The organism is Pseudomonas aegrilactucae (assembly GCF_019168305.1).
Lineage (GTDB): Bacteria > Pseudomonadota > Gammaproteobacteria > Pseudomonadales > Pseudomonadaceae > Aquipseudomonas > Aquipseudomonas aegrilactucae.
Genome location: NZ_JAHTBI010000085.1, coordinates 1 through 25225, shown reverse-complemented (window position 1 = coordinate 25225; position 25225 = coordinate 1). Strand labels below are relative to the sequence as shown.

21 protein-coding genes and 2 pseudogenes are annotated in these 25225 nt (G+C 64.0%); 9 read left to right on the top strand and 14 right to left on the bottom strand.

All coding sequences use genetic code 11. From position 1 onward, the window contains the following. Window positions 1–340: 340 nt before the first annotated feature. Window positions 341–1924: a methyl-accepting chemotaxis protein gene (locus KUO17_RS21470; protein ID WP_217977522.1), complete on the top strand. Its 1584-nt coding sequence runs from the start codon at window positions 341–343 to the stop codon at window positions 1922–1924. Between the two features lie 47 nt (window positions 1925–1971). Here the strand turns inward: KUO17_RS21470 and KUO17_RS21465 are convergent, their stop codons facing one another. The 3 genes from KUO17_RS21465 to KUO17_RS21455 all read right to left on the bottom strand — a co-directional run bounded on the left by KUO17_RS21465 (window position 1972) and on the right by KUO17_RS21455 (window position 5062). Continuing rightward, complete coding sequence (locus KUO17_RS21465; RefSeq protein ID WP_217977521.1) at window positions 1972–3537, bottom strand: bifunctional 3-(3-hydroxy-phenyl)propionate/3-hydroxycinnamic acid hydroxylase; 1566 nt, start codon at window positions 3535–3537, stop codon at window positions 1972–1974. Window positions 3538–3612: 75 nt separating this feature from the next. After that, complete coding sequence (locus KUO17_RS21460) at window positions 3613–4170, bottom strand: VOC family protein (RefSeq protein WP_217977519.1); 558 nt, start codon at window positions 4168–4170, stop codon at window positions 3613–3615. A gap of 40 nt (window positions 4171–4210) precedes the next feature. Continuing rightward, window positions 4211–5062 (bottom strand): fumarylacetoacetate hydrolase family protein, encoded by an 852-nt coding sequence (locus KUO17_RS21455; protein WP_217977516.1) that lies wholly within the window; start codon window positions 5060–5062, stop codon window positions 4211–4213. A gap of 119 nt (window positions 5063–5181) precedes the next feature. Between KUO17_RS21455 and KUO17_RS21450 the strand changes: the two genes are divergently transcribed. The 4 genes from KUO17_RS21450 (at window position 5182) to KUO17_RS21435 (ending at window position 8113) form a co-directional block, all read left to right on the top strand. Next, a complete protein-coding gene (locus KUO17_RS21450) occupies window positions 5182–5763 on the top strand; it encodes an amino acid synthesis family protein (protein WP_217977514.1) in 582 nt (193 codons plus the stop codon). Window positions 5764–5832: 69 nt separating this feature from the next. Further along, complete coding sequence (locus tag KUO17_RS21445) at window positions 5833–6948, top strand: alcohol dehydrogenase catalytic domain-containing protein (RefSeq protein WP_217977512.1); 1116 nt, start codon at window positions 5833–5835, stop codon at window positions 6946–6948. 56 nt (window positions 6949–7004) lie between these two features. Beyond that, window positions 7005–7535 (top strand): cupin domain-containing protein, encoded by a 531-nt coding sequence (locus KUO17_RS21440; protein ID WP_217977510.1) that lies wholly within the window; start codon window positions 7005–7007, stop codon window positions 7533–7535. Between the two features lie 26 nt (window positions 7536–7561). After that, window positions 7562–8113 (top strand): NADPH-dependent FMN reductase, encoded by a 552-nt coding sequence (locus KUO17_RS21435; protein ID WP_217977509.1) that lies wholly within the window; start codon window positions 7562–7564, stop codon window positions 8111–8113. 86 nt (window positions 8114–8199) lie between these two features. Here the strand turns inward: KUO17_RS21435 and KUO17_RS21430 are convergent, their stop codons facing one another. From KUO17_RS21430 to KUO17_RS21415, 4 genes are all read right to left on the bottom strand, one after another. After that, window positions 8200–8583 carry a hypothetical protein gene (locus KUO17_RS21430; RefSeq protein WP_217977507.1) on the bottom strand — a complete coding sequence of 128 codons (384 nt, stop codon included), beginning with the start codon at window positions 8581–8583 and terminating at the stop codon, window positions 8200–8202. 240 nt (window positions 8584–8823) lie between these two features. Further along, window positions 8824–9009 (bottom strand): hypothetical protein, encoded by a 186-nt coding sequence (locus KUO17_RS21425; protein WP_217977506.1) that lies wholly within the window; start codon window positions 9007–9009, stop codon window positions 8824–8826. 268 nt (window positions 9010–9277) lie between these two features. Then, window positions 9278–9973 carry a tRNA (adenine(22)-N(1))-methyltransferase gene (locus tag KUO17_RS21420; RefSeq protein WP_217977501.1) on the bottom strand — a complete coding sequence of 232 codons (696 nt, stop codon included), beginning with the start codon at window positions 9971–9973 and terminating at the stop codon, window positions 9278–9280. A gap of 142 nt (window positions 9974–10115) precedes the next feature. Next, complete coding sequence (locus tag KUO17_RS21415; RefSeq protein ID WP_217977499.1) at window positions 10116–10706, bottom strand: hypothetical protein; 591 nt, start codon at window positions 10704–10706, stop codon at window positions 10116–10118. Window positions 10707–11034: 328 nt separating this feature from the next. On the opposite strand from KUO17_RS21415, the gene katG reads away from it, so the two are divergent. Further along, window positions 11035–13305: a catalase/peroxidase HPI gene (katG, locus tag KUO17_RS21410; protein WP_217977497.1), complete on the top strand. Its 2271-nt coding sequence runs from the start codon at window positions 11035–11037 to the stop codon at window positions 13303–13305. 52 nt (window positions 13306–13357) lie between these two features. Here the strand turns inward: katG and KUO17_RS21405 are convergent, their stop codons facing one another. Next, entirely contained in the window at window positions 13358–13984 is a 627-nt protein-coding gene (locus KUO17_RS21405; RefSeq protein WP_217977495.1) for a LysE family translocator, read from the bottom strand. Between the two features lie 80 nt (window positions 13985–14064). Next, window positions 14065–15477: an aminotransferase-like domain-containing protein gene (locus KUO17_RS21400; RefSeq protein WP_217977494.1), complete on the bottom strand. Its 1413-nt coding sequence runs from the start codon at window positions 15475–15477 to the stop codon at window positions 14065–14067. Between the two features lie 360 nt (window positions 15478–15837). Between KUO17_RS21400 and KUO17_RS21395 the strand changes: the two genes are divergently transcribed. Further along, window positions 15838–17253 carry an amino acid permease gene (locus KUO17_RS21395; protein ID WP_217977493.1) on the top strand — a complete coding sequence of 472 codons (1416 nt, stop codon included), beginning with the start codon at window positions 15838–15840 and terminating at the stop codon, window positions 17251–17253. Between the two features lie 55 nt (window positions 17254–17308). Here KUO17_RS21395 and KUO17_RS21390 read toward each other — a convergent pair. From KUO17_RS21390 to KUO17_RS21380, 3 genes and pseudogenes are all read right to left on the bottom strand, one after another. Beyond that, window positions 17309–19724 (bottom strand): annotated as a pseudogene (locus KUO17_RS21390) (TonB-dependent siderophore receptor). A gap of 110 nt (window positions 19725–19834) precedes the next feature. Further along, complete coding sequence (locus KUO17_RS21385; RefSeq protein ID WP_217977492.1) at window positions 19835–20797, bottom strand: FecR domain-containing protein; 963 nt, start codon at window positions 20795–20797, stop codon at window positions 19835–19837. Beyond that, window positions 20794–21312 carry a sigma-70 family RNA polymerase sigma factor gene (locus KUO17_RS21380; protein ID WP_217977491.1) on the bottom strand — a complete coding sequence of 173 codons (519 nt, stop codon included), beginning with the start codon at window positions 21310–21312 and terminating at the stop codon, window positions 20794–20796. Before KUO17_RS21380 ends, KUO17_RS21385 begins: the two co-directional genes overlap by 4 nt. Window positions 21313–21532: 220 nt before the next feature. Here KUO17_RS21380 and KUO17_RS27300 point away from each other — a divergent pair. Then, a pseudogene (locus KUO17_RS27300) lies at window positions 21533–22558 on the top strand (HAMP domain-containing protein); the annotation flags it as partial. A 30-nt stretch (window positions 22559–22588) separates the two neighbouring features. Then, on the top strand, window positions 22589–23416 hold the full coding sequence (locus KUO17_RS27295) for a methyl-accepting chemotaxis protein (RefSeq protein WP_425274885.1): 828 nt from the start codon (window positions 22589–22591) through the stop codon (window positions 23414–23416). Window positions 23417–23426: 10 nt separating this feature from the next. Here the strand turns inward: KUO17_RS27295 and KUO17_RS21370 are convergent, their stop codons facing one another. After that, a complete protein-coding gene (locus KUO17_RS21370) occupies window positions 23427–24479 on the bottom strand; it encodes an NAD(P)-dependent alcohol dehydrogenase (protein WP_217977489.1) in 1053 nt (350 codons plus the stop codon). A gap of 267 nt (window positions 24480–24746) precedes the next feature. Further along, the gene (locus KUO17_RS21365; RefSeq protein WP_217977488.1) at window positions 24747–24887 is read right to left on the bottom strand and encodes a hypothetical protein; all 141 of its coding nucleotides are present in this window, start codon (window positions 24885–24887) and stop codon (window positions 24747–24749) included. Window positions 24888–25225 lie beyond the last annotated feature (338 nt).

The following is a 25225-nucleotide window of genomic DNA, read 5'->3' as shown; positions in this document are numbered from 1 at the left end:
ACGGTTTTCCAGGTAACGGCTCGCACAATTTAAGCTGCAATTGGTCACAAATTAGTACTTCATCTGTTGTCGCGGTTTTGCCGTGGCTGTATATTCCCGCGCCATTGATGGCCTAGTGCCATTTTGCGTGCCGCGTCGTCTCGTACCTCCAGGCCGGAGCGTTGAATTTACCCCTACGCTTTCAATGGCTTAGTGCAAGGTGTTGCACGTCACCCCGCTTTTGAGTGTCTTGCCGTTGCCCCTGCAGGCGCGGCGCTACCCCCTACCTCGTGCAACCGGGCCCCTTCGGGATCGCCCGGTAATAACTATTTCAAGATCTACCAATAGAAGGGTTACACGGATGTTCGATGCAATTGCGAAAGTGCTGGCCGATATAAGTGTGCGGTCGAAACTGACCCTGGGCTTTGCACTGGTTTTACTGCTGTCAGTCATCATCGCAGGGATCGGCTGGAGTGCGCTGAGCAGCCTGGGAGAGCGCAGTGCCAAGCTCAGCAGCATTGCCAGTATCAATGAGGTGGCACGTGACATGCGCATCGCGCGCCTGAACTACACGGTGTCAGCAGATACTGCGCAGGCAGGGCTCGTGGTCAAGGTGATGGATGACCTCAACCTGCAGATCGATACGCTTGCGACGCAATTCGCCGATCCCAAGGACTTGCGCTGGATAGCCCAGGCTGACAGCGCGGTTGAGCGTTACCGCGCGCATTTCCAGGACTACGCCCGTGCTGTTGAGGCACGCAACGATGCCCAGACGCGTCAGGCCTTGTCCGTTCTGGACGCCGATATCAAGAGCCTGATCGAAGCCTGCGGGCAGTTGTCGGACAGTCAGTCGACAAAGCGTGACAATGAAGTGAGTGCCTCGATCGAGCGCTTGATCTTCGCGGCGGTGCTGGCCTTGATGATGGGCACGCTGGCCGCCTGGTTGATCACCCGTTTGATCGTGCTGCCGTTGAAAGAGGCGCTGCTGAGCGCCGAGCGAGTCGCCGATGGCAACCTGAGCCAGGACATCCGCGTGTCGCGGCGTGACGAGTTGGGCGCGTTGCAGGTCAGCATGCAGCGCATGACCGTGAACCTGCGTGACCTGATGGGTGGCTTGCGTGACGGTGTGGTGCAGATCGCCAGCGCAGCCCAGCAGTTGTCCGCGGTCACCGAGCAGACCAGCGCCGGGGTCAACAGCCAGAAGGTCGAGACCGACCAGGTGGCGACGGCCATGAACCAGATGGCAGCGACCGTGCAGGAAGTGGCACGCAGTGCCGAACAGGCCTCCAATGCAGCGGTCAACGCCGGCCTTGAGGCACGCGAAAGTGACACGGTGGTCAATCAGGCCATCGAGCAGATCTCCCATCTGGACATCGAGGTGGGCCATTCGACGGACGCCATGGCCGGGCTCAAGCGTGAAAGCGACAAGATCGGCACGGTACTGGATGTGATCAAGTCGGTCGCCCAGCAGACCAACCTGCTTGCCTTGAACGCGGCCATCGAAGCGGCGCGAGCCGGTGAAGCCGGGCGCGGCTTTGCCGTGGTTGCCGATGAAGTGCGCAGCCTGGCGCAGCGTACCCAGACCTCCACCGAAGAAATCGAAGGGCTGATTGGCGGCTTGCACCGGGGTACCCAGCAGGTGGGCGATATCCTGGAGCGCAGCCGCGCCCTTACCACCAACAGTGTTGAACTGACGCGCCGTGCAGGCACCTCGCTGCTCAACATCACCCGCTCGGTGGCCACCATCGAGTCGATGAACCTGCAGATCGCAACCGCATCGGAGCAGCAAAGCGCGGTCGCCGAGGAAATCAATCGCAGCGTGCTCAACGTGCGCGATGTCTCCGAGCAGACGGCGGCCGCCAGCGAGCAAACAGCGGCCTCGAGTGTCGAACTGGCCCGCCTGGGCGCGCACCTGCAGACGCTGGTGGGCAAATTCAAGCTTTGACACGTTAAGGGGGCCCGCGCAGGTCGTGGCTGCGCGGGCCCCTCGTTTCAGCTGTCCAGCGCGGCGAGCAGGCGCTGCACCAGTGCCAGGGCCTGCTCGCTGCACACGGCAGAGCCGTAGACATAGTGATCCGGGCGCACCACGAGCACCTTGCAGTCACGTTCTCGCATCCATGCGCCGAGCACCCCTTCCTGTTCCTGATACTGATGTGCCCAGGGCGCTGGCGCAGGCGCTGTGTCCACCAGTTGCACGATGTGCAGCGGCAAGTGCGCGCAGGCGCGTTGCACCTGTTCGAGCAACTGCGGGTCAGCCACATCGGGCGCCAGCACCAGGCGCAGGCTTTGCCCGGTGAAGCGGTCCAGCAGTGCGATTTCACCGGTGTGGTTGCGCACCCGCGGCTGCGGGAACAGTTCACCGGCGCCCGTGGACGTGTCGATAAAGCCGCTGTTCAGGCCCGGAATCAGCGATTGGCGGGTCATGATGCCATCGGGGCGCGCCTGCAACTGCAGCTCCAGGCGCTTGTCGCGCTCGGCAGCGCGCCCTGCGTCACGTTCGCAGATGGTCTGCCCGAATGCCTTGGCCACCTCCGTGGTGCGCCGCACATGTGGGGCGCGTTCGCGCTGGTAGCTGTCGAGCAGGGCCGGTTGCGCCAGTTGCCGGCGTACCAGCGCAAGCTTCCAGATCAGGTTCATTGCATCGCGAATCCCCTGGCACATGCCCTGCGCGAGGAAGGGCGGGGTCATGTGCGCGGCATCGCCCAGGAAGAAGGTCTGCTTGTGGCGCCACTGCTGCAGGATCAGCGCGTGGAAGCGGTAGCTGGAGGCGCGCCAGATGTCATAGGCGTCGGCCGGCAGCCAGCGCGAGATCAGGCGCTGGATCGACTCGGGGCGGGCGATGTCCACGGGGGACTCGTCGTCATTGATCATGAACTCCCAGCGCCGATGGCGCCCCGGCCCGACCACGAAGGTGCACGGGCGTTCGACCTCGCAGTACTGGATATTGGTGCTCGGCAGGTCGGCGCCGGCGCCGTCCTTGAGCATCACGTCCACCACCAGCCAGGGCTCGTCGAAGGCCAGGTCGTCCATGGGCAGTTCCAGGCGCGTACGGATCGGGCTGGTGCCACCGTCGCAGGCCAGTACGTAGTGGGTGTTGTGGCGATGCTCGTTGCCGTGCCGATCACGTACGCGCACGCTGCTCAGCGCCCCGTCCTGCTCTACCCCCAGCACTTCGCAGCCCAACTTCACCGTGACCGTTTCGAAGTCGCCGATGCGCGCGCGCAGGGCGCGCTCCACCGGGGGTTGCGAGAACACGTAATTGGGCGACCAGCCCAGCAGGTGGGGCGGTTTTGCCGCATCGATACGCTTGATCAGGCGCGCCCCGCCGCTGAGGTAGTGCGATGCCCGGTAGGGCATTACATGGCTGGCGATTGCGTCGGCCAGGCCGATGTTGTCGAAGGTGCGCATCACTTCGTGGTCAAGGCCCATCGCGCGGGGGTTTTCATAGATGTGTTCGGCCTTGTCCAGGGCCAGCGCATTCAGCCCCCACAGGCCCGCCAGGTTGGCCGCCGTGGCGCCCACCGGGCCCATGCCGACGATGATCAGATCGTAAATCATTGTGTGCTGCCTCTTGTTTTTATGCGTTCCAGGCCTGGCTGCTGCGGCCTGCCGTGGCAGGCCGCCACCGCCTGGCTACCCGCGTACGCGCTGTTCGGCGATGCGCTGCGCAATCGATTCCATCCACTGCTCGCGGGTCTGGAAGCCCGGGCGGCGTTGGCACATGGCCAGGGTCTGGGCCTTGATCTGTTCGGTACTCTGTTCCAGGTCCAGCGGCTCGCGGCAGGGCTGGTTGGTGTACCAGGGCGCGTCGACATACATCTCGATCGGGTTGCCCTCGGGGTCCTTGAAGTACAGCGACCAGGCATTGCCATGGTCGACCTGATCGATCGGGGCGATGCCGCTGGCCTTGGCAAAGGCGTAGTAGCGCTGCAGGTCTTCGAGTGAGTCGAGCAGGAACGACAACTGGTTGATCGGGTTGAACGGCAGGTCGACCGGCTTGCCGTCGAACAGCACCAGTTGGTGATGCACCTCGGGGTTCTGGGTCATGAAGAACAGGCGGTGACCGGTGGACGCGACGCCCTGGTCGCTGACGATGAAGCCCAGCTTGCTGCAATAGAAATCGACCATGTTGTCCAGGTCGGCGCAGAAGGTTCCGGTGTGGGTGAAATTGATGCGCGGTAAGGTGTTCATGCAATTGCCCTCTTCTTGTAATTGTCGGCGCGAAGGTGCTTCAGGCTTCGTCTGCCACCGGATTGGACAGGGTGCCGATCTGCGAAATGACCACCTCGAATACATCGCCCGGGCGCAGGAACACCGGCGGCGTACGCTTGAAGCCGATGCCGCTGGGGGTACCGGTGGCCAGGATATCGCCGGGGTTCCAGGTCAGGGCCTTGGACACGTAGGCAATCAGCGTGGGAATGTCGAACGCCAGTTCCGCCAGGGTGCCTTCCTGCATCTGTTCACCGTTGAGAATGCCGTGAACCTGCAACTGGCGATAGTCCTCGATCTCGTCGGCGGTCACCAGCCACGGGCCCAGCGCGCCGGTGCTGCGAAAGGTCTTGCCCATGCCGTACTGGTGGGTGTGGAACTGCCAGTCGCGCACGCTGGCATCGTTGAAACAGGTGTAGCCGGCGACGTGTTCCATGGCGTCTTCGGGCGCGATGTGCGCGCCGCCCTTGCCGATCACCACAGCCAGCTCCGCCTCGAAGTCGAAGGCTTCGGAGACGCGCGGGCGCAGCAGCGGTTCGCCATGGGCCAGCAGGGTTTCGGCAAAGCGCTGGAAGATCACCGGGTGCTGCCCGACCTTGCGCCCGGCCTCTTGGGCGTGGGCCACATAGTTGATGCCCACGCAGATGATCTTGCCCGGCGCCGGAATCACCGGCTCCAGCTGCACGCTGCCCAGCGGGTAGTCCGCCGTGGCGCTGGCCACATGGGCGCGGGCCTGCTTGAGCAGCTGTTCATCGGCCAGCAGCGTCGCCAGGTCATTGATACCCCGGAACTGCGCTGTCAGCTCTACCACGTGCTCGCCTACCACGGCGCCGAAGTGCGCCTGCTGGTTGTGTCGATAGGAGATCAGTTTCATCGGCCTCGCTTCCTTTTTTGTGCATAAAATGTAACTTCTTGCACCATACATTACAAAATGCATATTATGGAAGCCCGCCCTGAAACTTCTTGCAGGCGGACCTCTGTCGGAGATCGAGCATGGCGTTGGTGAAGATCCGCAAAATCAAACTGGATGTGGAAGAAGTGCATCACGAGGGTGGGGTGGTGGTCGCCGAGCCCCTGATAGTGGCCGTGGCCCTGGCCGTGGTGGACAACCCCTACGCGGGTCGGCATGTCGACGACCTGCTGCCCTTCATGCAGGCGCTGCGCGCCCTGGGCACTGAGCTGTCGCAGCGGCTGATCACTGCCCTGGGCGGAGTCGAACGCGTACAGGCCTATGGCAAGGGCGCCATCGTGGGTGAGGATGGCGAGTTGGAGCACGGCGCGCTGTGGCACGAGGCCGGCGGCTGGGCCATGCGTGAAGCGCTGGGCAACCCGAAGGCGATCGTGCCGGCCGCCAAGAGTATCGCCGGGCTCGGTTCCCGGGTGATGATCCCGTTGGGGCATATTCAGGCCGCCTATGTGCGCAGCCACTTCGGCGTGGCCGAGATGACCGTGTGGGACGGGCCGCGGCGCAACGAGATCGCCTTCGGCCTGGCCATGGCCACGGGCGGGCGCATCCATGCGCGCATCGGCGGCCTGAGCGCAGCCCAGGTCAAGGGCGAGGACGGTTTGCGTTAAGGCTCACGCTTGATTGCGTGTTCTACGGTTCGGTACCACGACTACAAAAACAATATGTTGGAGAACATCATGACTGCAAAAACGATGCGTGCCGCTCGCCTCTACGAAGGTGGCAAACCCATGGTCATCGAGCAGCTGCCCGTCCCGCGGATTCGCCCCACCGAAGTGCTGGTCAAGGTCAAGGCCTGCGGCATCGTGCCCAACCTGCACAATATCCTGACCAACTGGGTGCACTGGTTTCCGCACAACCCGCTGCCCAAGCTGCCGGCGGTGTTTGGCCTGGACCCGGCCGGCGTGGTCGAGGCCGTGGGCGAGCAGGTCTACGACTTCAAGGTCGGTGACCGGGTGTATGTGAACCCTGGCCGGCACTGTGGTTCATGCCGGGCGTGCCGGGCCGGCAACACCATTGCCTGCAGCGCCTACACCTTCAACGGCTACTTCGGTTTCACCCCCAAAAGCCCGCGCATGTTCGAGGACTACCCCTATGGCGGGTTGTGCGAATACATCCCGGCGCCGCAGTACAGCCTGGTGAAACTGCCCGACAACCTCAGTTTCGAAACCGCTGCGCGCCTGGGTTACCTGGGCACGGCCTACAAGGCGCTGCTGCGGGCAAATGTCGGCCCAGGCTCCACCGTGCTGATCAACGGCATCAGCGGCACCCTGGGCCTGGGCGCCGTGGCCCTGGCCCTGGCGATGGGTGCGCGCAAGATCCTCGGCACCGCGCGTAACCAGGACCTGTTCCAGAAAGTCAAAGACCTGGCCGCACCGGGGCGCATCGAAATCCATACGCTGGGCACGCTGCCTACTCAGCAGTGGGTGCATGAAATCACCCAGGGTGAAGGGGTGGATGTGGCCATCGATGCGCTGGGCCCCGGCGCGCCCCACGAGAGCCTGATCCAGGCACTCAAGTCGGTGCACCGCGGCGGCCACCTGGTCAATATCGGCGCGATCGCCGGTGACGTGCCGATCGACCTGCACTGGATCATGGACAACGACATCCACATCAGCGGTTCCGCCTGGTTCACCACTGCTCAGGGCCAGGCAATGGCCGACATGGTCGAATCCGGCGTGCTGGACCTGTCGTTCTTCGAACACAGCGTGTTTGCTTTGGAAGACGTGAACCAGGCCATCAGCGGCATCGAGAACCGCAACGGCGGTTTCGGCAACTTCGTCATTCGCCCCTGACCCGTTACCGGGGGCCTGGGCCCCCGGTTCGCACCCATTCGTCAAGAGGACGCAACATGCATGTACGCAGAGTTGTAACCGGTCACGATGCGCAAGGCCGCTCGGTGTTTGTCAGTGATGCCCCGGCACCGCGCGCCAGGAACTTCATCGATATGCCGGGCTATGGCATCACCCAGGTCTGGAGCAACGACACGCCCAGCACCCTGGGCGATACCGATGACCGTACCCTGGGCAACGGCTCGTTGATCCCACTGCCGGGTGGGGCAAGCCTGCTGATGATCAGCCTGCCACCCGATACCGTCATGGCCGCACCGCTGGACCAGGCACGTGCGCTAAGTGAGATGAGCGCAGCCATGCCCGGCCTGATGGCGTGTTTCGAGGCACAGGACCCGGCCATGCACCGCACGCCGACGGTGGATTATGTGGTGATCATGGAAGGCGAACTGTGGCTGGAGCTGGATGACGGCCAACGACGCCTGGTGCGTGCCGGCGATGTGGTCATCCAGAATGGTAACCGCCATGCCTGGCGCAACACCTGCGACATTGTGGCCAAGGCTGCCGTGTTCATGCAGGGCCTGGCCCGGTGAGCAGGGGCCGCAGGGGTGCGAGCATCATGGGCAATAGCCTCAACCTGCTGGGCCTGTCAGGCAGCCTGCGCCTGCAATCGTCGCACACCGCGGTGCTGCACACGGTGGCCGAATGCCTGCCCGACAACATCCGCCTGCACGTGCATGGGCTGGGGAACATACCGCCCTACAACGAGGACTGCGACGGCGCCAACGCGCCGCTCGAAGTGCTGGCCCTGCGTGAGGCGGTAGCGCGTGCCGATGGCGTGCTGATGGGTTCGCCGGAGTACAACCACGGCATGTCGGGCGTGCTCAAGAACGCCCTCGACTGGTTGTCCCGCCCGCACGGCCAGTCGGTGCTGAGCGGGTGCGCCGTACTCACCTTCACGGCGTCGCCTGCGTTCACCGGTGGGGTGAGGGCGCATCAACAGCTCAATGAAACGCTTTGGGCTATTCAGGCCGTGCAGGTGGTGTATCCGCAGATTGTCATTGGCAACGTGGCTGGCAAGATCCGAGACGGGCGCCTGGTCGACGAAGCAGCACGCAGTTTTCTCATGGGCGGGGTTGATCGGCTGATCGAGTGTGCCGTGTCGCGATGAACCATGCCTGACCTGGAAATGCCCGGCAGCCCGATGGTGCATCCTGGGGAAGGGGGCGACGCACCGGGTGCTGCAGCCTGGCAACCTCAGGCGTCGAGTTCGAATGCGAATGCCCTGATGTTGCCGACCATGCAGAAGGCAGTGACTGTTTCGTTGGAGCGGTCTGAAGTGTTCACGAACACGCTCTGCAACAGGTCTTTGAGCTCTCCTTTGATCCTGGAGATCATCTGGCCCTGGCTGTCACTTTCCAGGCCTAGAACGGATTGCCAGTAAAGCGTGGTGTTCACACACTCGACCTTGCTGAGGTAATTGCTGTTCTCGACGGCTTCGCTGACAAGCCGATCGATTTTGCTGCGGTCTCCTGTGATGTCATACGAGATCGTTACATGTGTGAACTGCCCACCCAGCTGGCTAAGTGTTTCACCGGGTTGGTAGTGGGTATCTTTCAGTTGTATCTCTCGTATGCTCATGACGTCGCCTGCACTATTCAATTGATTGATAACGCGTCTGTTACCGTCCGGCTTTAGACCGGGCGCGGTAGTGTCAGGAAGCTATCATCGTGAGTTCGTAGGACGCTGTAGGAAAGTTATATCCGAGGCGTAGTTACTCGCGGTGCCAAGGCGTAACTCATTGAATTTAAATGCTGGTTTAACTTTGCTACAAATTCTTTCCAATGCCTATACGCACGGTTGGGAGGGTAGCCGTGGGGCTCAGAACCGCGCGTTTTCCTTGATCGCCGTGCACAGGAACCGAACCGCGATGCGGTCTTCTTCGGACAGGGTGCGAAAGTGCTCGATCAGGTGGGCCTCTTCACGGCTGAGCCGGTGCGGGATCATCGAACTGCTGAGCGCTGCCAGGCTCGAAAATGCCCGCACGAGGGTCGATGAAAATGCCATGAGCAGAACTCCCTGTTATGTGCAGCACAGGGTTGCTGCCCGATGAACCGCACGCCTGCATCACTGTCGGCAAGCAGCGACCCCACGAGATGACATGAACCCGGTAGCGCGTTTCATATGGTGTCCCAACAGACTATGGCATTTTCATCGCAACTGACAACGGCACCGCCCTGCAAGGTACTTTTCTGATAATTCGCTATGACTGCTCGTGATAGTGGCGTCGTCACGGGTAGCGCAGAGCGTGAACGGGCCTACCGTCGACGCGGGCTTACCCCAGCAATTCGCTGATCCAGCGTGCCTGGCGAGTGAGGTCCTGCACCTTCTGTTCCGGCACGGCTTGTCGTGCCTGGGCGAAGTGGCGCAGGGTTCGTTGCTTGAGGCGCAAGCGGCGCTGCCACTTGAGCAGGAACGCCGGGCTGCGTGCCTGCATCTGCAGCGGGCCGAAGTACAGCTCCCTGGCGGTGTACTGCACCGGTTCGGCACGCTCGGCGACGATGATCTCGTAGTCGAAGCGGTTTTCGCGCAGCACGTGCTCGTAGAGGATGCGGTAGCTGTTGTCCATCAGCCATTGGCGCAGGGGCTGCTCGCCGCCGTTGGGTTGCAGGATCAGGCGTTCCTGGCCGCCGAGGCGTGCCTTGCCGGTTTCCAGGATGTCGCGGATGGTTTCGCCGCCCATGCCGCAGAGCGTGATCGCGGTGATCTGGTCCTGCGGTTCGATGGCTGCGAGCCCATTGGCCAGGCGCACGTTGATCTGCTGCTCCAGGCCGTGCTCGCGCACGGTACGTTCGGCTGAGCGGTAGGGCGTCATGGCCACCTCGCCGGCCACGGCGGCCGTGATGGCGCCACGTCGCATCAGGGCGACGGGCAGGTAGCCGTGATCGGAGCCGATGTCGGCCAGGCGCGCACCTGCCGGCACCTGCGCTGCAACGCGCTCCAGGCGCATGGACAATGTGTGTTGGTTCAACTGCAGCCCCTTTCGCCACGAACGTACGGCGCCTGTGGCCGCAACGGGCCGCGACTTTATAGCGCAATGCGGTGTATTTCAAATGCCTGTAGCCACAGTCATCCGGGGTTCTGCTGTGGGTCGCATGCAAGCTTGAGCCGCCTCACCGGTCCAGTGCGTGCAAGTCACCCCTGCGCCGCGCGGGCCACTCGCCGGTCACGGCGCTCAACAACCTGGTGATGTCTTCACCGTCTACCACCCCGCGTACCTGCAGCAGATCTGCCACCGCCGTCACTGCCGCCCAGTAGCGCTGCACCAGGCAGCGCGAGCGGGCGATGGCCAGCCGTTCGGCGTCCAGCAGCTTGTGTGCCGGCAGCAGGCGAATCAACTCATGCCCGCGGCAGCGGTCACCGCGGCCACTGCCATTGATCACGCGGTCTGCCGGCACCCCCTTGTACATCGCTTCGGCCACCGGCCCGGCAAAGCAATGAAGCAGGTCGCGTTCGATCGGGTCGACCAGGGAGGGCAGGTATTCGGCAATACGCGCGGCGGCGAAGGCGGGCTGCACGATCAGGTAGTCAGCCTCTACCAGGCCCTCTGCACCATGCGCATTGCCCTTGAGGTCGATCAACGGGCCGCTGCTGGCCTGGGCGTGGGTGAGCACGGTCACGCGGGCAATGGGCTGGCCGTTCCACCACACGGCCAGGGCGTGGCCGGCTTCGTGGATGGCGGTGCAACGCGGGCGCTTGTCCATGGGCGGACCTCCCGTGCGGTGGCTGCTCGCCCAAGGCCTGAGGCGTCGGCGGCAAGGCCCGCGAGCATCGTTCTACCTTCCACCCGCTCGCGGGTTTCGTATAAGAGATTCTGGCTATCACCTACCAATACTGCGGCTATTTGCCGACCCTTCAGGTGCGGACTAGCCTTAATTCCGTGCTGGAAGTTCGGTGCTGGCCAACGCTGGCAGGCAGTACACCTGATGAGAAGAGATAAGAACGCGTTGTGCCAGGCCTGCCTTGGGTTGCCCGTTCAGGGGCCTGCGGGAGCGGCCTGCTGACATGAACTCGACCAAAGGTAGCTCTCCCATGGCAACTGAATCGAAATGCCCGTTCAACCACGCTGCTGGCGGTGGCACGACGAACCGTGACTGGTGGCCCAACCAACTCAACCTGAAGATCCTCCACCAGCATTCGTCGCTGTCCGATCCGCTGGCGGCGGGCTTCGACTATGCCGAGGCATTCAAGCGCCTGGATTTCCAGGCCCTCAAGCAGGACCTGCACGCGCTGATGACCGACTCGCAAGACTGGTGGCCAGCCGACTTCGGCCACTACGGTCCGTTGTTCATCCGCATGGCCTGGCACAGCGCCGGCACCTACCGCACCGGCGACGGGCGGGGCGGGGCGGGGGCTGGGCAGCAACGCTTTGCACCGCTCAACAGCTGGCCCGACAACGTCAGCCTGGACAAGGCACGCCGGCTGTTGTGGCCGATCAAGCAGAAGTATGGCCAGTCGATATCCTGGGCGGACCTGATCGTGCTGACCGGCAACGTCGCGCTGGAGTCGATGGGCTTCAAGACGTTCGGCTACTCGGGAGGGCGCCCGGATGTGTGGGAGCCGGACGAGGATGTCTACTGGGGTTCTGAGAACAAGTGGCTGGGCGGCGACACACGCTACGGCAAGGACCCCGAGGCCATGCAGCCACCGGGCGAGGGTACGCTGGTGGCCGAGCCTGAGCAGCATGGCAACGAGCAAAGCCGCACCGACCAGGGCCGCAACCTTGAGAACCCGCTGGCAGCGGTGCAGATGGGCTTGATCTACGTGAACCCGGAGGGTCCTGAAGGCAACCCGGACCCGGTCGCCGCCGCGAAAGACATCCGTGAAACCTTTGCGCGCATGGCCATGAACGATGAGGAAACGGTGGCACTGATCGCCGGCGGGCATGCCTTTGGCAAGACCCACGGCGCAGGGCCTGCCGACAACGTGGGGGCGGAGCCGGAGGCGGCGGGGCTGGAAGAGCAGGGGTTTGGCTGGAAGAACAGCTTTGGCAGCGGCAAGGGTGCCGACACCATCACCAGTGGCCTGGAAGTGACCTGGACCACCACGCCGACGCGCTGGAGCAACAACTACCTGGAAAACCTGTTCGGCTTCGAGTGGGAGCTGACCAAGAGCCCGGCCGGTGCCCACCAGTGGACGCCCAGGGACGGTGCTGGCGCAGGCACCATCCCGGATGCGCACGACCCTGCCAAGCGGCGCAACCCGACCATGCTCACCACTGACTTGTCGCTGCGCTTCGACCCGATCTACGAAAAGATCTCGCGGCGCTTTCTGGCGAACCCGGATCAGTTGAGCGACGCTTTCGCGCGCGCCTGGTACAAGCTGATCCACCGTGACATGGGGCCGCTGTCGCGTTACCTGGGCCCCGAGCTGCCCAACGAAGAGCTGCTGTGGCAAGACCCCATTCCTGAGGTGGACCATGCGTTGGTCGACGACAGCGATGTGGCTGCGCTCAAGGCCAAGGTGCTGGCATCCGGTTTGTCGGTGGCGCAGCTGGTGTCGACGGCGTGGGCGGCGGCATCGACCTTCCGCGGTTCGGACAAGCGGGGTGGCGCCAATGGCGGTCGCCTGCGCCTGGCACCGCAGAAGTTCTGGCAGGCCAACCAGCCGGAGCAGTTGGCGGGCGTGCTGAGTACCCTGGAAGGCATACAGGCCGACTTCAATGGTGCGCAGGCCGGTGGCAAGAAAATCTCGCTGGCTGACCTGATCGTGCTGGCCGGCAGTGCGGGGGTCGAGCAGGCGGCGAAAAATGCCGGGCATAGCGTCACGGTGGCGTTCGCGCCGGGGCGGATGGATGCCAGCCAGGAGCAGACGGATGTAGAGTCGTTCGGCTTTCTGGAGCCGATTGCCGATGGTTTTCGCAATTACCTGAAAGGGCGCTATCGCGTATCGGCTGAGGCGTTGCTGATCGACAAGGCGCAGTTGCTGACCTTGACGGCGCCGCAGATGACCGTGCTGCTGGGGGGATTGCGCGTGCTGGGTGCCAACGTCGACGGCGCTGCGCATGGCGTGTTCACGCAGCGGCCGCAGGTGCTGAGCAATGACTTCTTTGCCAACCTGCTCGACATGGGGGTGGAGTGGAAGCCGGTGTCGGCGGCCAACGAGGTGTTCGAGGGGCGTGACCGCAAGACGGGTGAGGTGAAGTGGACCGGCACCCGTGTCGACCTGGTATTCGGCTCCAATGCGCAGTTGCGGGCGTTGGCCGAGGTGTATGCCAGTGCCGATGCGCAGGAGCGCTTCGTGCATGACTTTGTGGCGGCGTGGACCAAAGTCATGAACCTGGATCGCTTCGATCTGAAGTAGGTAGCTGCTGCAGGTGCGTGCGGCGCTCGGTCTTGAGGGCGCCGCAACTGCATTACCGCCACACCATCACCCCAATCACCCCCAATGCCAGTACCACGAGCATCACCCCCGACGCGCGCTCCAACCACGGCAAGGCCCTTGAAAAACGTCGGCGCACGCGCTGGTTGCCAATCACCACCGCTACCAGCACATCCCATAACAGCACCACGCTGAACATCCACGCGCCATAAATCAGCTTCCAGCCCGCACTGGCATACGGCCCACTCAACATGGCCGCCAGGCTCGCATAGAACAGCGCATTCTTCGGGTTCAGAATGCCCGACACAAAGCCCATGCCGCAGGCATTCACCCAGGTGGTCGCAGGCGCTGCAGGCGCCGCTGGGTCAAGCTCCAGCGTGCTGCCGCCGGCATGGCGGATGAACAGCACGCCCAGGTACAGCAAATAGCCACAACCGGCCAACTGCAGCAGCATGAACAGCACACTCTCGGGCTGCAGCACCGATACCCCGCCAAACGCAGCGACGATAAACACCCCATTGGCCAACGCAATGCCCAGGCACGCACCGCTGGCCACGCGCCAATTGACGGCAAGCGAGGTGCGTGCCACCAGGAAGAAATCCGGCCCAGGCGACAGCAATGCCAGGAAATGGGCCGCGGCAATCATCAGGAACTGCTCCATGTAACCTTCACTTCAGTGGATGTAAGTCCATGAAGTGTGGGGTGACCACACGGGCGCTGTATTGAATAAAATTGCGCAGCTCAGGCCGCGTGCCGGCCGAACAGTTTTTCCAGTTGCAACCACAACGCCGGGTCGGTGCTGAAGGCCACGTTGAAACGCATCCAGCCAGTCGCCTGGGAGTCGACCATGAACAACTGCCCAGGGCCGAGCATGATGCCGCGCTCCAGCGCATCATCCACCAGCGCGGCGCTGTTGGCGATGTGCGGGTGGCGAGCCCACAGGTACATGCCTTCGTCAGATTCGACGAAAATCTCGAAGCCCAGCCGCTCCAGCTGCCGGCTGACCTCCTGATGGGCCTCGGCCAGGCGCTGGCGCAAGCGCTTGAGGTGCTTGCGCCAACGCCCGTCGGTGATCGCGGCGTATACCACGCGCTCCATCACCTGGGAGGTGGTCAGGCCCGAACGCATCTTGAGCTGCAGCAATTGCTGGATCAGCTCAGGGTTGGCCAGCATGTAGCCCACGCGCACGTTCGGTGAAATGCTCTTGGAATAGCTGCCCACGTACACCACCTGTTGCAGGTGGTCCAGGCTGCTCAGGCATGGTTGCGGCTCGGCCACCATGTCGGCATACAGGTTGTTCTCCACCAGGCGAAAGCCATGCTGGGCCGATAACTGCAGCAGGCGGTGCAACTGCGCCAGCGGGGTACGCGAACAGGTCGGGCTGTGCAGGTGCGGCTGGGTGAAGAACACCGTGGGCCGGTGATGCGCCAGCAGCCGCTCGAGGTGCTCCAGGTCGTAGCCGTTCGGGGTACGCGGCACACCGACCAGGGTGGCGCCCTGAAAGCGCAGGATACTCATCAGGTTCGGGTAGCCCGGATCATCCACCAGCACCACATCCCCCGGACGCACCAGGGTGCGCACGGCCAGGTCCAGCGCCTGGCTGGCACCATGGGTGAGCATCAGTTGGCCGGGGCTGGCGACGATGCGCTGGTCCTGCTCCAGGTTCTGCGCGGTCAGGGTGCGCAGCTCCAGCAGACCCATCGGGTCGCCGTAGCCGCTCAGTTCCATCACGCTGCTGGCCACCTGGCGCATGCCGCGGCGCAACCCGTCTTCGAACATCCAGTCATTGGGCAGCCAGCCGCAGCCGGGTTTGAAGGTCAGTTGGCGGCTTTCGAAGATCTGTTGCAGGTACCACTCGGAATTGAACGCCGGCTTGCCGGGTTCGGTATCGCTGGCCTGGCTTTCGATACGCTCGCTGACGGTGCGGTTGACGAAGAAGCCGGCGTTGCCCCGGCTCACCAGCAAACCCTGGGCCACCAGGCGATCGTAGGCCTCCACCACGGTGAAGGTGCTGACGGAGTAGGTGGCGGCAAACGCGCGAATCGACGGTACCTTGGCGCCGGGTTTGAGGGTCTGGTTCTCGATCAACTCACGCAACCCGTTGATGATCTGGTTGACGAGCGGGGGCGAAGAGTCGGGTCGTAATTCAAGCATGTGTGGCTGTGCCTTCAGGGGTGCGTAACGCCAGGCGCCTGCAGGGGACGGGGTGTACTGCATCGGCGGCCTGTACAGTGCAGTGCATATTTCACGGCGCTGTGCATGGCTCTCTGTGTCGTACATTTTTACATTAGGGGTCTGTTATCGCCAGCTAAAGCATGTTGAGAGGCCAGATCAATCGCGCACAGGGCCAGCCCCTGGCGTGCACAGCACGATTGCAGACCCTCAAGGCCACTTGCCGCCTGCCGGGTTGTGCGATCCATCCCGTACACAATCAGACACTGACGAGCATCGCAGCCCGGCAATTGCCGGTAGTGCGTGTTCGCAGGAAAAAGAAAAACAAGGGGTAGACTACTGATGGACGCAACATCCAATTCCACAGCCTCCAAGGTGGAGCACGAGAGCAAGCTTAGCGCTTCGCTCAAGTCGCGCCACCTGACCATGATGTCCATCGCCGGGGTGATCGGCGGTGCACTGTTCGTGGGCTCGGGGAGCGTGATCCACAGCGCAGGCCCCGCGGCCATCCTGGCGTACCTGGCCGGTGGCATCCTGGTGGTGCTGATCATGCGCATGCTGGGTGAAATGGCCACTTCCTCGCCAGACACCGGCTCCTTCTCCACCTATGCCGAGCGCGCCATCGGGCGCTGGGCGGGCTTCACCATCGGCTGGCTGTACTGGTGGTTCTGGGTGATCCTGATGGCCTGGGAAGCCTACGTCGCCGGCAAGATCCTGCACGGCTGGTTCCCGTCGGTCAGCGTCAACGTGTTCGTGCTGGCCACCACCCTGGTGCTGATCAGCGTCAACTTCTTCAACGTCAAGCACTATGGGGAGTTCGAATTCTGGTTCGCGCTGATAAAGGTGGTGGCGATCATATGCTTCCTTGTGGTGTGCGGCATGGCAGTGGTCAACCTGTGGCCCACCGGTGAGGTCCACGGCCTGAGTAACCTTACGGCCCAGGGCTTCATGCCCAACGGCATGGAGGCTGTGGTGGTGGCCATGCTCGGGGTGATGTTCGCCTTCCTGGGCGCCGAAATCGTCACCATCGCGGCCGCCGAATCGAAGAACCCGTCCGAACAGATCGTCAAGGCCACCAATTCGGTGGTGTGGCGTGTGTGCCTGTTCTATGTCGGCTCGATCTTCCTGATCGTTGCCCTGGTGCCGTGGAACGACCCGCTGATGGGCCAGTCGGGCTACGGCTCGTACCGTCGTACCCTGGAACTGCTGGGTATTCCGGGCGCAGAACTGGTGATGAACTTCGTGGTGCTGACCTCGGTGAGCAGTTGCCTGATCTCGGCGCACTACACCGCCTCGCGCATGCTCTTCTCGCTGTCGACCCGTGGCGATGCGCCGTCGTTCTTCAAGATCACCCGTGCCGGTACCGGCGTGCCGGTGTTCGCCATCATCGGTTCGTGCTCGGTGGCAGTGTTCGTGGCCCTGATCAACTTCAGCGACACCCTGCGGCCAAAAGACGTGCTGGATGTGCTGATGAACACCACCGGCATGATCGCCTTGCTGGTGTACCTGGTGATTGCCTTCTCGCAACTGAAGATGCGCCGCAAGCTGGAAGCCGAGGGCAAGCAGATCCGCCTGAAAATGTGGTTGTTCCCATGGCTGACCTACCTGGTGATCGTGTTCATCATCGGCTGCCTGGTGACCATGGCCTTCGTGCCGGACTACCAGGTGCTGGTGATTTCCACCGGTGCGGCGGCGGCAGTCGTGGCGCTGATGGGCGGCTACATGCACATTCGTGCGGCCAAGCAGCTTAAAAACTGACGGGTAACCCCGCCGACAAAAAAACCAGGGCCTTGGCGGCCCTGGTTTTTTTTGCTCAGAAGTCGACGCTGGCCGACAGCTGCAAGGCGCGTGGGGCGCCCAGCGAGATTGCGCCGTAGGACGCCACGCCCGACCAGTACTCGCGGTCGAACACGTTCTGCAGCGTGGCGCGGAACGTGGTGGGGTGCTGCGCGATGCGGGTGCTGTAGCGTGCGCCCACGTCGAAGCGGGTCCAGGGGTCGAGTTCCTGGGTATTGGCCTGGTCCACGTACTGGCTGGCGGTGTAGAGGGCGCCGCTGGTGAGGGTCAGGCCCTCGACCCAGGGAGTGTCCCATTCGGCCCACAGGTTGGCCTGCACCTGGGGTACGCCCACCGGTGTGTTGCCGCGGTTGGCGGCGGTGCCGCTCTTGGTCAGCTCGGCATCCAGCAGCGTGACCCCGCCCAGCAGGCGTGTGCCCTCGGCCACTTCACCGAACAGGTTGAGCTCCACGCCGCGGTTGCGTTGCTCGCCCTGCACCGAGAACACACCGTTGGCCAGCTCGCCGCTGGGTTTCTTGATCTGGAACAGGCTCAGGGTCGAGGTGAAGGTGCCGTAGTCGACCTTCACGCCGACTTCCTGCTGGCGCGAAATGTAGGGCGCGAAAATCGCCCCGGCATTGTCTGCGGTGGCCGGCGCGGTGTCGCCCTTGCTCAGGCCTTCGATGTAGTTGTAGTAGAGCGACACATGCTCCCACGGCTTGATCACCACCCCTGCCATCGGGGTGGTTTCGCTCTGGTCGTAGCGCGTGGTGACGGCGCCGGCAGGGTTGTAGTTGTTCGACTCGATGCGCTGGTTGCGCAGGCCCAGGGTCAGCTGCAGGCGCTCGTCGAGTACCGACAGGGTATCGGCCAGGGCCACGCCGGAGAGTTCGGTGGCCGACACCTTGAGGGCGTCGGGTGTGGCGATCGACGGCCTGGGCCGGTCGCTGGGGTGGTACAGGTTCGACAGGATCGGCGGGCCGGAGAGGATCCCGCGTGACAGCTCGTCGCGGTAGCGGGTGGCCTGCAGGCTGGTGCTGTGGTGAATGGGGCCGGTCTCGAACTGCAGGCGCGCGCCGGCGTCGACGGTATAGCGCTCGACTTCGAACTTGTAATAGCCGGGGATGGCCGAGGTATCGCCGGCGTCATTGAGCAGGGTCGGCAACTGGTCGGACAGGCGCGCCACGTCGGACCGACCGCCACCGGCATGGGCGAACACGCTCAGGGCGTCGTTGAGGTCGTACTCCAGGCTGAGCAACGCAGCCTTGTCACGGGTTTCGGACCAGCCCCAGTCCTGGGTCACGTTGCTGCGGCCGTTGGCGGCAGAGGGCACCTCGATGCCGCGCGCGACCTGGAAGGGGCGCGAGGGTGCATCGAATTCCTCGACCTGGCTGATCAGGTCGAGGCTGGCACGCAGGCGCTCGCCACGGTAGTCCAGCGCGATGGCGCCGACATCCACTTCACGCGACTGCTTGTCGATGGCGGTGTCGCCTTGCTGGGTGCTGCCGTTGATGCGCACACCAAACTGGCGTTCATCACCGAAGCGTCGGCTCACATCCACATGCCCGCCCAAGTGCGCGTCGCTGGCGTAGCTGGCGGTGAAGCGGGTCAGGTCCTGGTCCAGCGCGCGCTTGGGCACCACGTTGATCACGCCGCCCACGCCGCTGTTGGGCGACATGCCGTAGAGCAGCGCGCCGGGGCCCTTGATCACCTCGATGCGCTCGGCATACTCGGTGAACACGCGGTAGTTGGGGGCTACGCCGTACACGCCGTCGAAGGCCAGTTCGCCCAGGTTGCCTTCGCCGATGGGGAAGCCGCGAATGAAGAACGAGTCGACGATGCCGCCGGTCTGCCCGGTGGAGCGTACCGAGGAATCACGTTCCAGCACGTCGGCCACGGTCACCGCCTGCTGGTCCTGGATCAAGGTCGAGGTGTAGTTGCTGACACTGAAGGGGGGCGTCCATCACGTCGGTGTTGCCCAGCAGGCCCAGGCGGCCGCCACGGGCCACCTGGCCGCCGGTGTATTCGGAGGGCAGGTCGCTGCTGCGTCCTGGGGCGGCGCTGACGGTGGTGGCCTCCAGGGTCAGGCCTGCGGCGCTGGTGTCGCTGCGCGGGGCCAGGGTGAAGCTGCCGTCACTGCGGGCCTGCAGTTCGAGGCCGCTACCCTGCAGCAGGTGCTCGATGGCGTCGCTGACCGAATAGTGGCCGGCCAGCCCCGGGCTGTTCCGGCCGTCGGTGAGGGCCGGCTGGAACGACAGGGCGATGCCGGCCTCCACGGCGAAGCGCGACAGGGTGGCGCCCAGCGGGCCGGGCGCGATCTGGTAGTCGCGGCTGGTGTGGGCGTCCCGTGGCTGTGGGCTGGCGGCGTGGCTGAGCGGGCTGGCGACAGCGGCCAGGGCAAGGCTCAGCAGGGCGGCGCGGATGGCGCCAGGCAGGGGGCGTGCAATGAACATGGAAGGTGGACCCTTTCGACGAGGTGGGAGTGCTGATATCCCTTGCCAGTCGAGAATGGAAAAAGTATCACGCCTATCGATGTTTTTTTTCTGCTGGGGCCCATCGCGGGTCACGCCGCCGACAAGGTGATCCAGTACCCGTTCAGATGCCCGCTGACCACCACCGGGTAGGTCTGCACCAGCATCGCCAGGGTGCGCTGGCTGTCGCTGATCGGAAATGCCCCGGACACCCGCACCTGGGCAATTGCCGGGTCGCAGCGTACAAAACCGTGGCGATAGCGCCCCAGCTCTGCCACCAACTCCGCCAACGGCAGGTTGTCGGCCATCAGCATGCCCTGGGCCCAGGCGCTGACCGAAGCGTCCACCGCCTGCAGCGGCCCGAAGTCATGGTCGGTGAAATCGCTGCGTTGCCCGGCCGTGATCACCCGAGCGCTGGCCGAAGGCTGCCGCGCCAGGTCAACCCGCACCGCACCCTCCAGTACCGCCAACTGCGTACGCGCCGGCCATTCGCGCACACTGAACCGCGTGCCCAGGGCCTGCATGCGGCCCTGGTCGGTGCTGACCACGAACGGCCGTGCCAGCGGCGAGGTGTCTGGCGCCGTCTGCACCAGGATTTCGCCTTGGCGCAAGCGCACCAGACGCTGCCCGGCGTCGAAGCGCACGTCGATGGCGGTAGCGGTGTTCAGCGTAAGCTGCGAGCCGTCCGCCAGGGTCAGCTCGCGCTGCTGACCCACCCCAGTGTGGTAGTCGGCCGACCAGCCCTGCACCTCGGCCAGCTTCCAGCTGGCCCACCCCGCAGGCAGCAGCGCCAGCAAGGCCGCCAGCTTGCCCAGCGCCACGCGCCGCTGCGGGCTGTCGGGGCGCTCCAGCGCCGACATCGCCACGCTCGAGGGCAGCCCGCCGAGCTTGGCCTGCAGCACCTGCGCCCGCGCCCAGGCATCGCTGCGCGCCGGGCTGCTGCGCCGCCACTGTTCCCATTCGGCGTGCTCGTCAGGGGCGAGTTCGCTTTCACTCATGCGCATCAGCCACTCGGCAGCTTCTTCGAGTACCTGCGCCGGTACGGGCGCGCTCATGCCTGCACCCGCATCAGGCACTGCACGAAGGCCTGCTTCATGTAGCGCTTGACGGTGATCAGCGATACGCCCAGTTGCAGTGCGATGTCGTCGTATTTGAGGCCGCTGAGCTGCGACAGCAGGAACGCCCGTCGCACTGGTGCCGGCAGGGTGTCGAGCATGGCGTCGATCTCGTGCAGGGTTTCCAGGACCAGCCAGCGCACCTCGGGTGACGGCGCCTCGGGAGCTGGCAGGCGTGCCAGCGCCTCCAGGTAGGCGCGCTCCAGGGTCTTGCGCTGGTACCAGTTGACCAGCAGGCCCTTGGCCACGCAGCTCAGGTAGGCGCGTGGGTGCTCGATCACCGTGACCCGCGAAGCCAGGATGCGTGCGAAGGTATCCTGCGCCAGGTCGGCGGCATCCATGGCGTTGCCCAATCGCTTGCGCAGCGTGGCGTACAGCCAGCCGTGGTGTCCGCTGTACAGGGCCTGGACGGTGTGCAGGTGAGGTGCATCGGGCACTGGCACGCTATCGCTCATCGACTATTTTTTTGCAATTGAGAAGTATTAACAATGGTAGTGGGGCAGGTGGCTCGTAGGCAAGTGTCGTTTTTTTGCGCTGAGGCGTAGGGCATTACTGCGGTAGGCCAATGAAAACCCTGACAAAAGCCCATGCGAATCACCGAATCGTTGATTGCATATGGCCATCAAACCTGTCTAGGATGCCCTTTGGCGTTCAGTTAGTGCACGGAGTGCAGGCATGAAGATTGTTCACAAGGCGGGTCTGGCTGCAGCCACGCTGTTATTCATCACCACCGGTTTGCTCTCGGTGGCCCAAGTCAGCCAGGTGCGCGAATCCCTGCACAAGCAAGTGTCGGCCAACATTGCCGAGTCGAGCGGCGCCCTGGCCAGGCAGATCGAGAACTGGTTGAACGCCAAGCTCAAGCTGATGAGCCTGGTAGGGCAGAACATCGACGGTCAGTACAGCCCGCAGAAGACCCAGCAGGTGATCGAAAGTCCCGTGCTCAAGGACGAGTTCATCCTGATCTTCGGTGCCTTGCAAAGCGATGGCAAGCCCATCAGCAACACCTCGTCCTGGCAACCCAAGGCCGACTGGGACGGACGTACACGCCCCTGGTTCGACTTGGGCAAGCAGGCCGACAAGGCGGTACTTACCGAACCCTACATCGACTCCACCACCGGCGAGACGCTGATTTCTGCGGTCACCCGGTTCAAGGACGGTGACCGCGTCGTCGGGGTGCTGGGGGGGGACATTCGCCTCAAGACCGTCGCCGACGCTGTCAACACGCTCGACTTCAACGGTGCCGGCTATGCGTTCCTGCTCAGCCGCAGTGGCAACATCATTTCCCACCCCGACAGCCAGTTCAACGGCAAGCCCTACAGCGACCTGTTCGAGGGCCAGAGCCCGGCGCTGGAAAATCGGTTGCAGACGCTCAAGGCCGGCGACCGCGAGCTGCTGGTGTCGTTCACCCCGCTGAGCAACCTGGCCGGCATGGACTGGTACATCGGCGTGGTGCTGGACAACCGCATCGTCATGGCCGAGGCCGACAGCCTGAGCTGGCGCGCGGTGCTGGCGACCCTGCTCGGGGTGCTGGTCAGCCTGGTGGTGCTGGGCGTGCTGCTGCGCCGCCTGCTGCAGCCGCTGGACCTGCTGCACCGCTCGTTCCACGAAGTGAACCAGGGCGACGGTGACCTCACCCGGCGCCTGCCCGCCACTGGCAATGACGAAGTGGCACTGGTGTCGCGCGAGTTCAACGGGTTTCTGGGCAACCTGCAGAGCCTCATCGGCCAGGTCATGGGCAGCGCCGACCAGGTACGTGAAAGCACTCGCCTGACCTCGGCCGAAGCCAACCAGGCGGACGGTCGCCTGCAGCGTCAGTTGCAGGAACTCGACCAACTGGCCACGGCCATGCAGGAGATGGCCTCGACTGCCGAGGACGTCGCGCGCAATGCACAGGCTGCGGCGCAGGCAGCGGTCGCTGCGAATGACGAAGCCGAGGATGGTGAGCGTGTGGTACAGCGTTCGACCGAGGCGATCCGCCATCTGGCCAGCGAGATGGACCATACCGGCCAGGCGATCAACGAGCTGTCCAGGCTCAGCGACAATATCGAATCGATCCTGTCGGTGATCACCAGCATCGCCGAGCAGACCAACCTGCTGGCGCTCAATGCGGCGATCGAGGCGGCGCGGGCTGGCGAGTCGGGGCGTGGTTTTGCAGTGGTGGCCGACGAGGTGCGCACGCTGGCCTCGCGTACCCAGCAGTCGACCCAGGAAATTCGCCAGATGATCGATCAGTTGCAGTCCGGTGTGAAGCACGCCGAGTCGCGCATGCAGCAGAACCGCGACAGCGCCAGCAAGACCGCCGAAGAGGCGGGCGCGGCCAACGACATGCTGGTGCGCATACGGCAGGCGATCACCCGCATCAACGACATGAACGTGCAGATCGCCACGGCGGCCGAGCAGCAGAGCGCCACCAGCGAAGAGATCAACCGCAACACCACCACATTGCGCGACATCAGCCATGAGGTGGCGCAGGGGGCGCAGGTTCAGGTGAGCCAGTGCGCGGTGATGGTCGAGCAGGTGGGGCAGCAGCACCACCTGCTGGGGCGCTTCAACGTGTGAAGCGCCTGCCTCAGGCCTTGAGGGTGGCCATGTCGATGACGAAACGGTACTTCACGTCACCGGCGATCATGCGGCTGTAGGCTTCGTTGATGTGCTGGATGTCGAGCATCTCGATGTCGCAGTTGATGCCGTGCTCGGCGCAGAAGTCGAGCACTTCCTGAGTTTCGGCGATGCCGCCGATCAGCGAGCCGGCCAGTACGCGGCGCTTGAGCACCAGGTTGGCGGCGTGCAGTGGTGGCTCCACCGGTTCGATCAGGCCGACCAGGATGTGCACCCCGTCGAACTTCAGGGTTTCGAGGTAGGGGTTGAGGTCGTGCTGCACCGGGATGGTGTCGAGCAGGAAGTCGAAGTGCCCGGCCACCGCCGCCATCTGTGCCGCGTCGGTCGACACCACCACGTGGTCGGCGCCCTGGCGGCGGGCCTCTTCGGCCTTGCTTGCCGAGCGGGTGAACAGGGTGACTTCGGCGCCCATGGCCTTGGCCAGCTTGATACCCATGTGGCCCAGGCCGCCCATGCCGAGGATGCCGACCTTGTGCCCTGCCTTGACGCCGTGGTGCTTGAGCGGCGAGTAGGTGGTGATGCCGGCGCACAGGATCGGCGCTGCGCTGGCCAGGTCCATGCCGGTGGGGATGCGGACCACGAAGTGCTGGTTGACCACGATGCTGCTCGAGTAGCCGCCCATGGTGTTGCTGCCGTCCACCCGGTCGGGGGTGGCGTAGGTCATGGTCGGGCCTTCGAGGCAGTATTGCTCAAGGTCCGCGGCGCAGGCTTCGCAGTGGCGGCAGGAGTCGACCATGCAGCCGACGCCGACCAGGTCGCCGACCTGGTAGCGGCTGACCGCTGGGCCCACAGCGGTGACTTTGCCGACGATCTCGTGGCCTGGCATCAGTGGGTAGACGGCGATGCCCCACTCGTTGCGGGCCTGGTGGATATCGGAGTGGCACACGCCGCAATAGAGGATCTCGATCGCCACGTCGTCGGCGCGCGGGCTGCGGCGCTGGAAGGTCATGGGGGCGAGGGGCGTGGTGGCCGATTGGGCGGCGTAGCCGATGGCGGTGTACATGGTGAACCTCGCAATGCAATGACAGTAGAGGCTGCGCATTGTCCGCGCGAGGGGGCAGGGTGCCCACCGGCAATCCTCTGGGTGTCATGCCTGATCCTCCGGATCATGCGTTTGTGCCGACTGGGCTGCCTCCCTCGCTGGCAAGCCCGCTCCCACAGGTTCTGCACGGTTCTTGAGGGCAGCGAAAACCCTGTGGGAGCTGGCTTGCCAGCGAAAAGGTCACTGCGCAGTCAACCCGTTTCCCGTTCCAGCAACGGGTAGATCCGCTCATCCTGCGCATGCGCCACATTGAAGCGCAGCCACCGCCAGTTCCTCGGCAATCGCCGAGGTGGTCAGGCCGCTGACCAGCTTGAGCGGCACCAGCTCTTCGATCAGGTCCTGATGGACAGCGAGTTCTGGGTCAACCATGGCGAGGATCTGGAGCAGCGCTTCAATGCGTGGGTGGCCAAGGCCAACTGATACGGTGCTGCAGCCCTTTCGCTGGCAAGCCAGCTCCCACGGCCTTCGGCCAGAAGCGGATGTTCGGCGCCTGCATATATCGGTTTCTGCCCGCAGGGCGTGGGAGCTGGTCTTGCCAGCGAACGAGCGCGAAGCGGTCGCAAACCCTGCACTGCACGGTGCACGAGGCATACCGCGTGCACTGAGTTCACTGGCGCTGCGCCCCCTTTCGCTGGCAAGCCAGCTCCCACGGCCTTCGGCCAGAAGCGGATGTTCGGCGCCTGCATATATCGGTTTCTGCCCGCAGG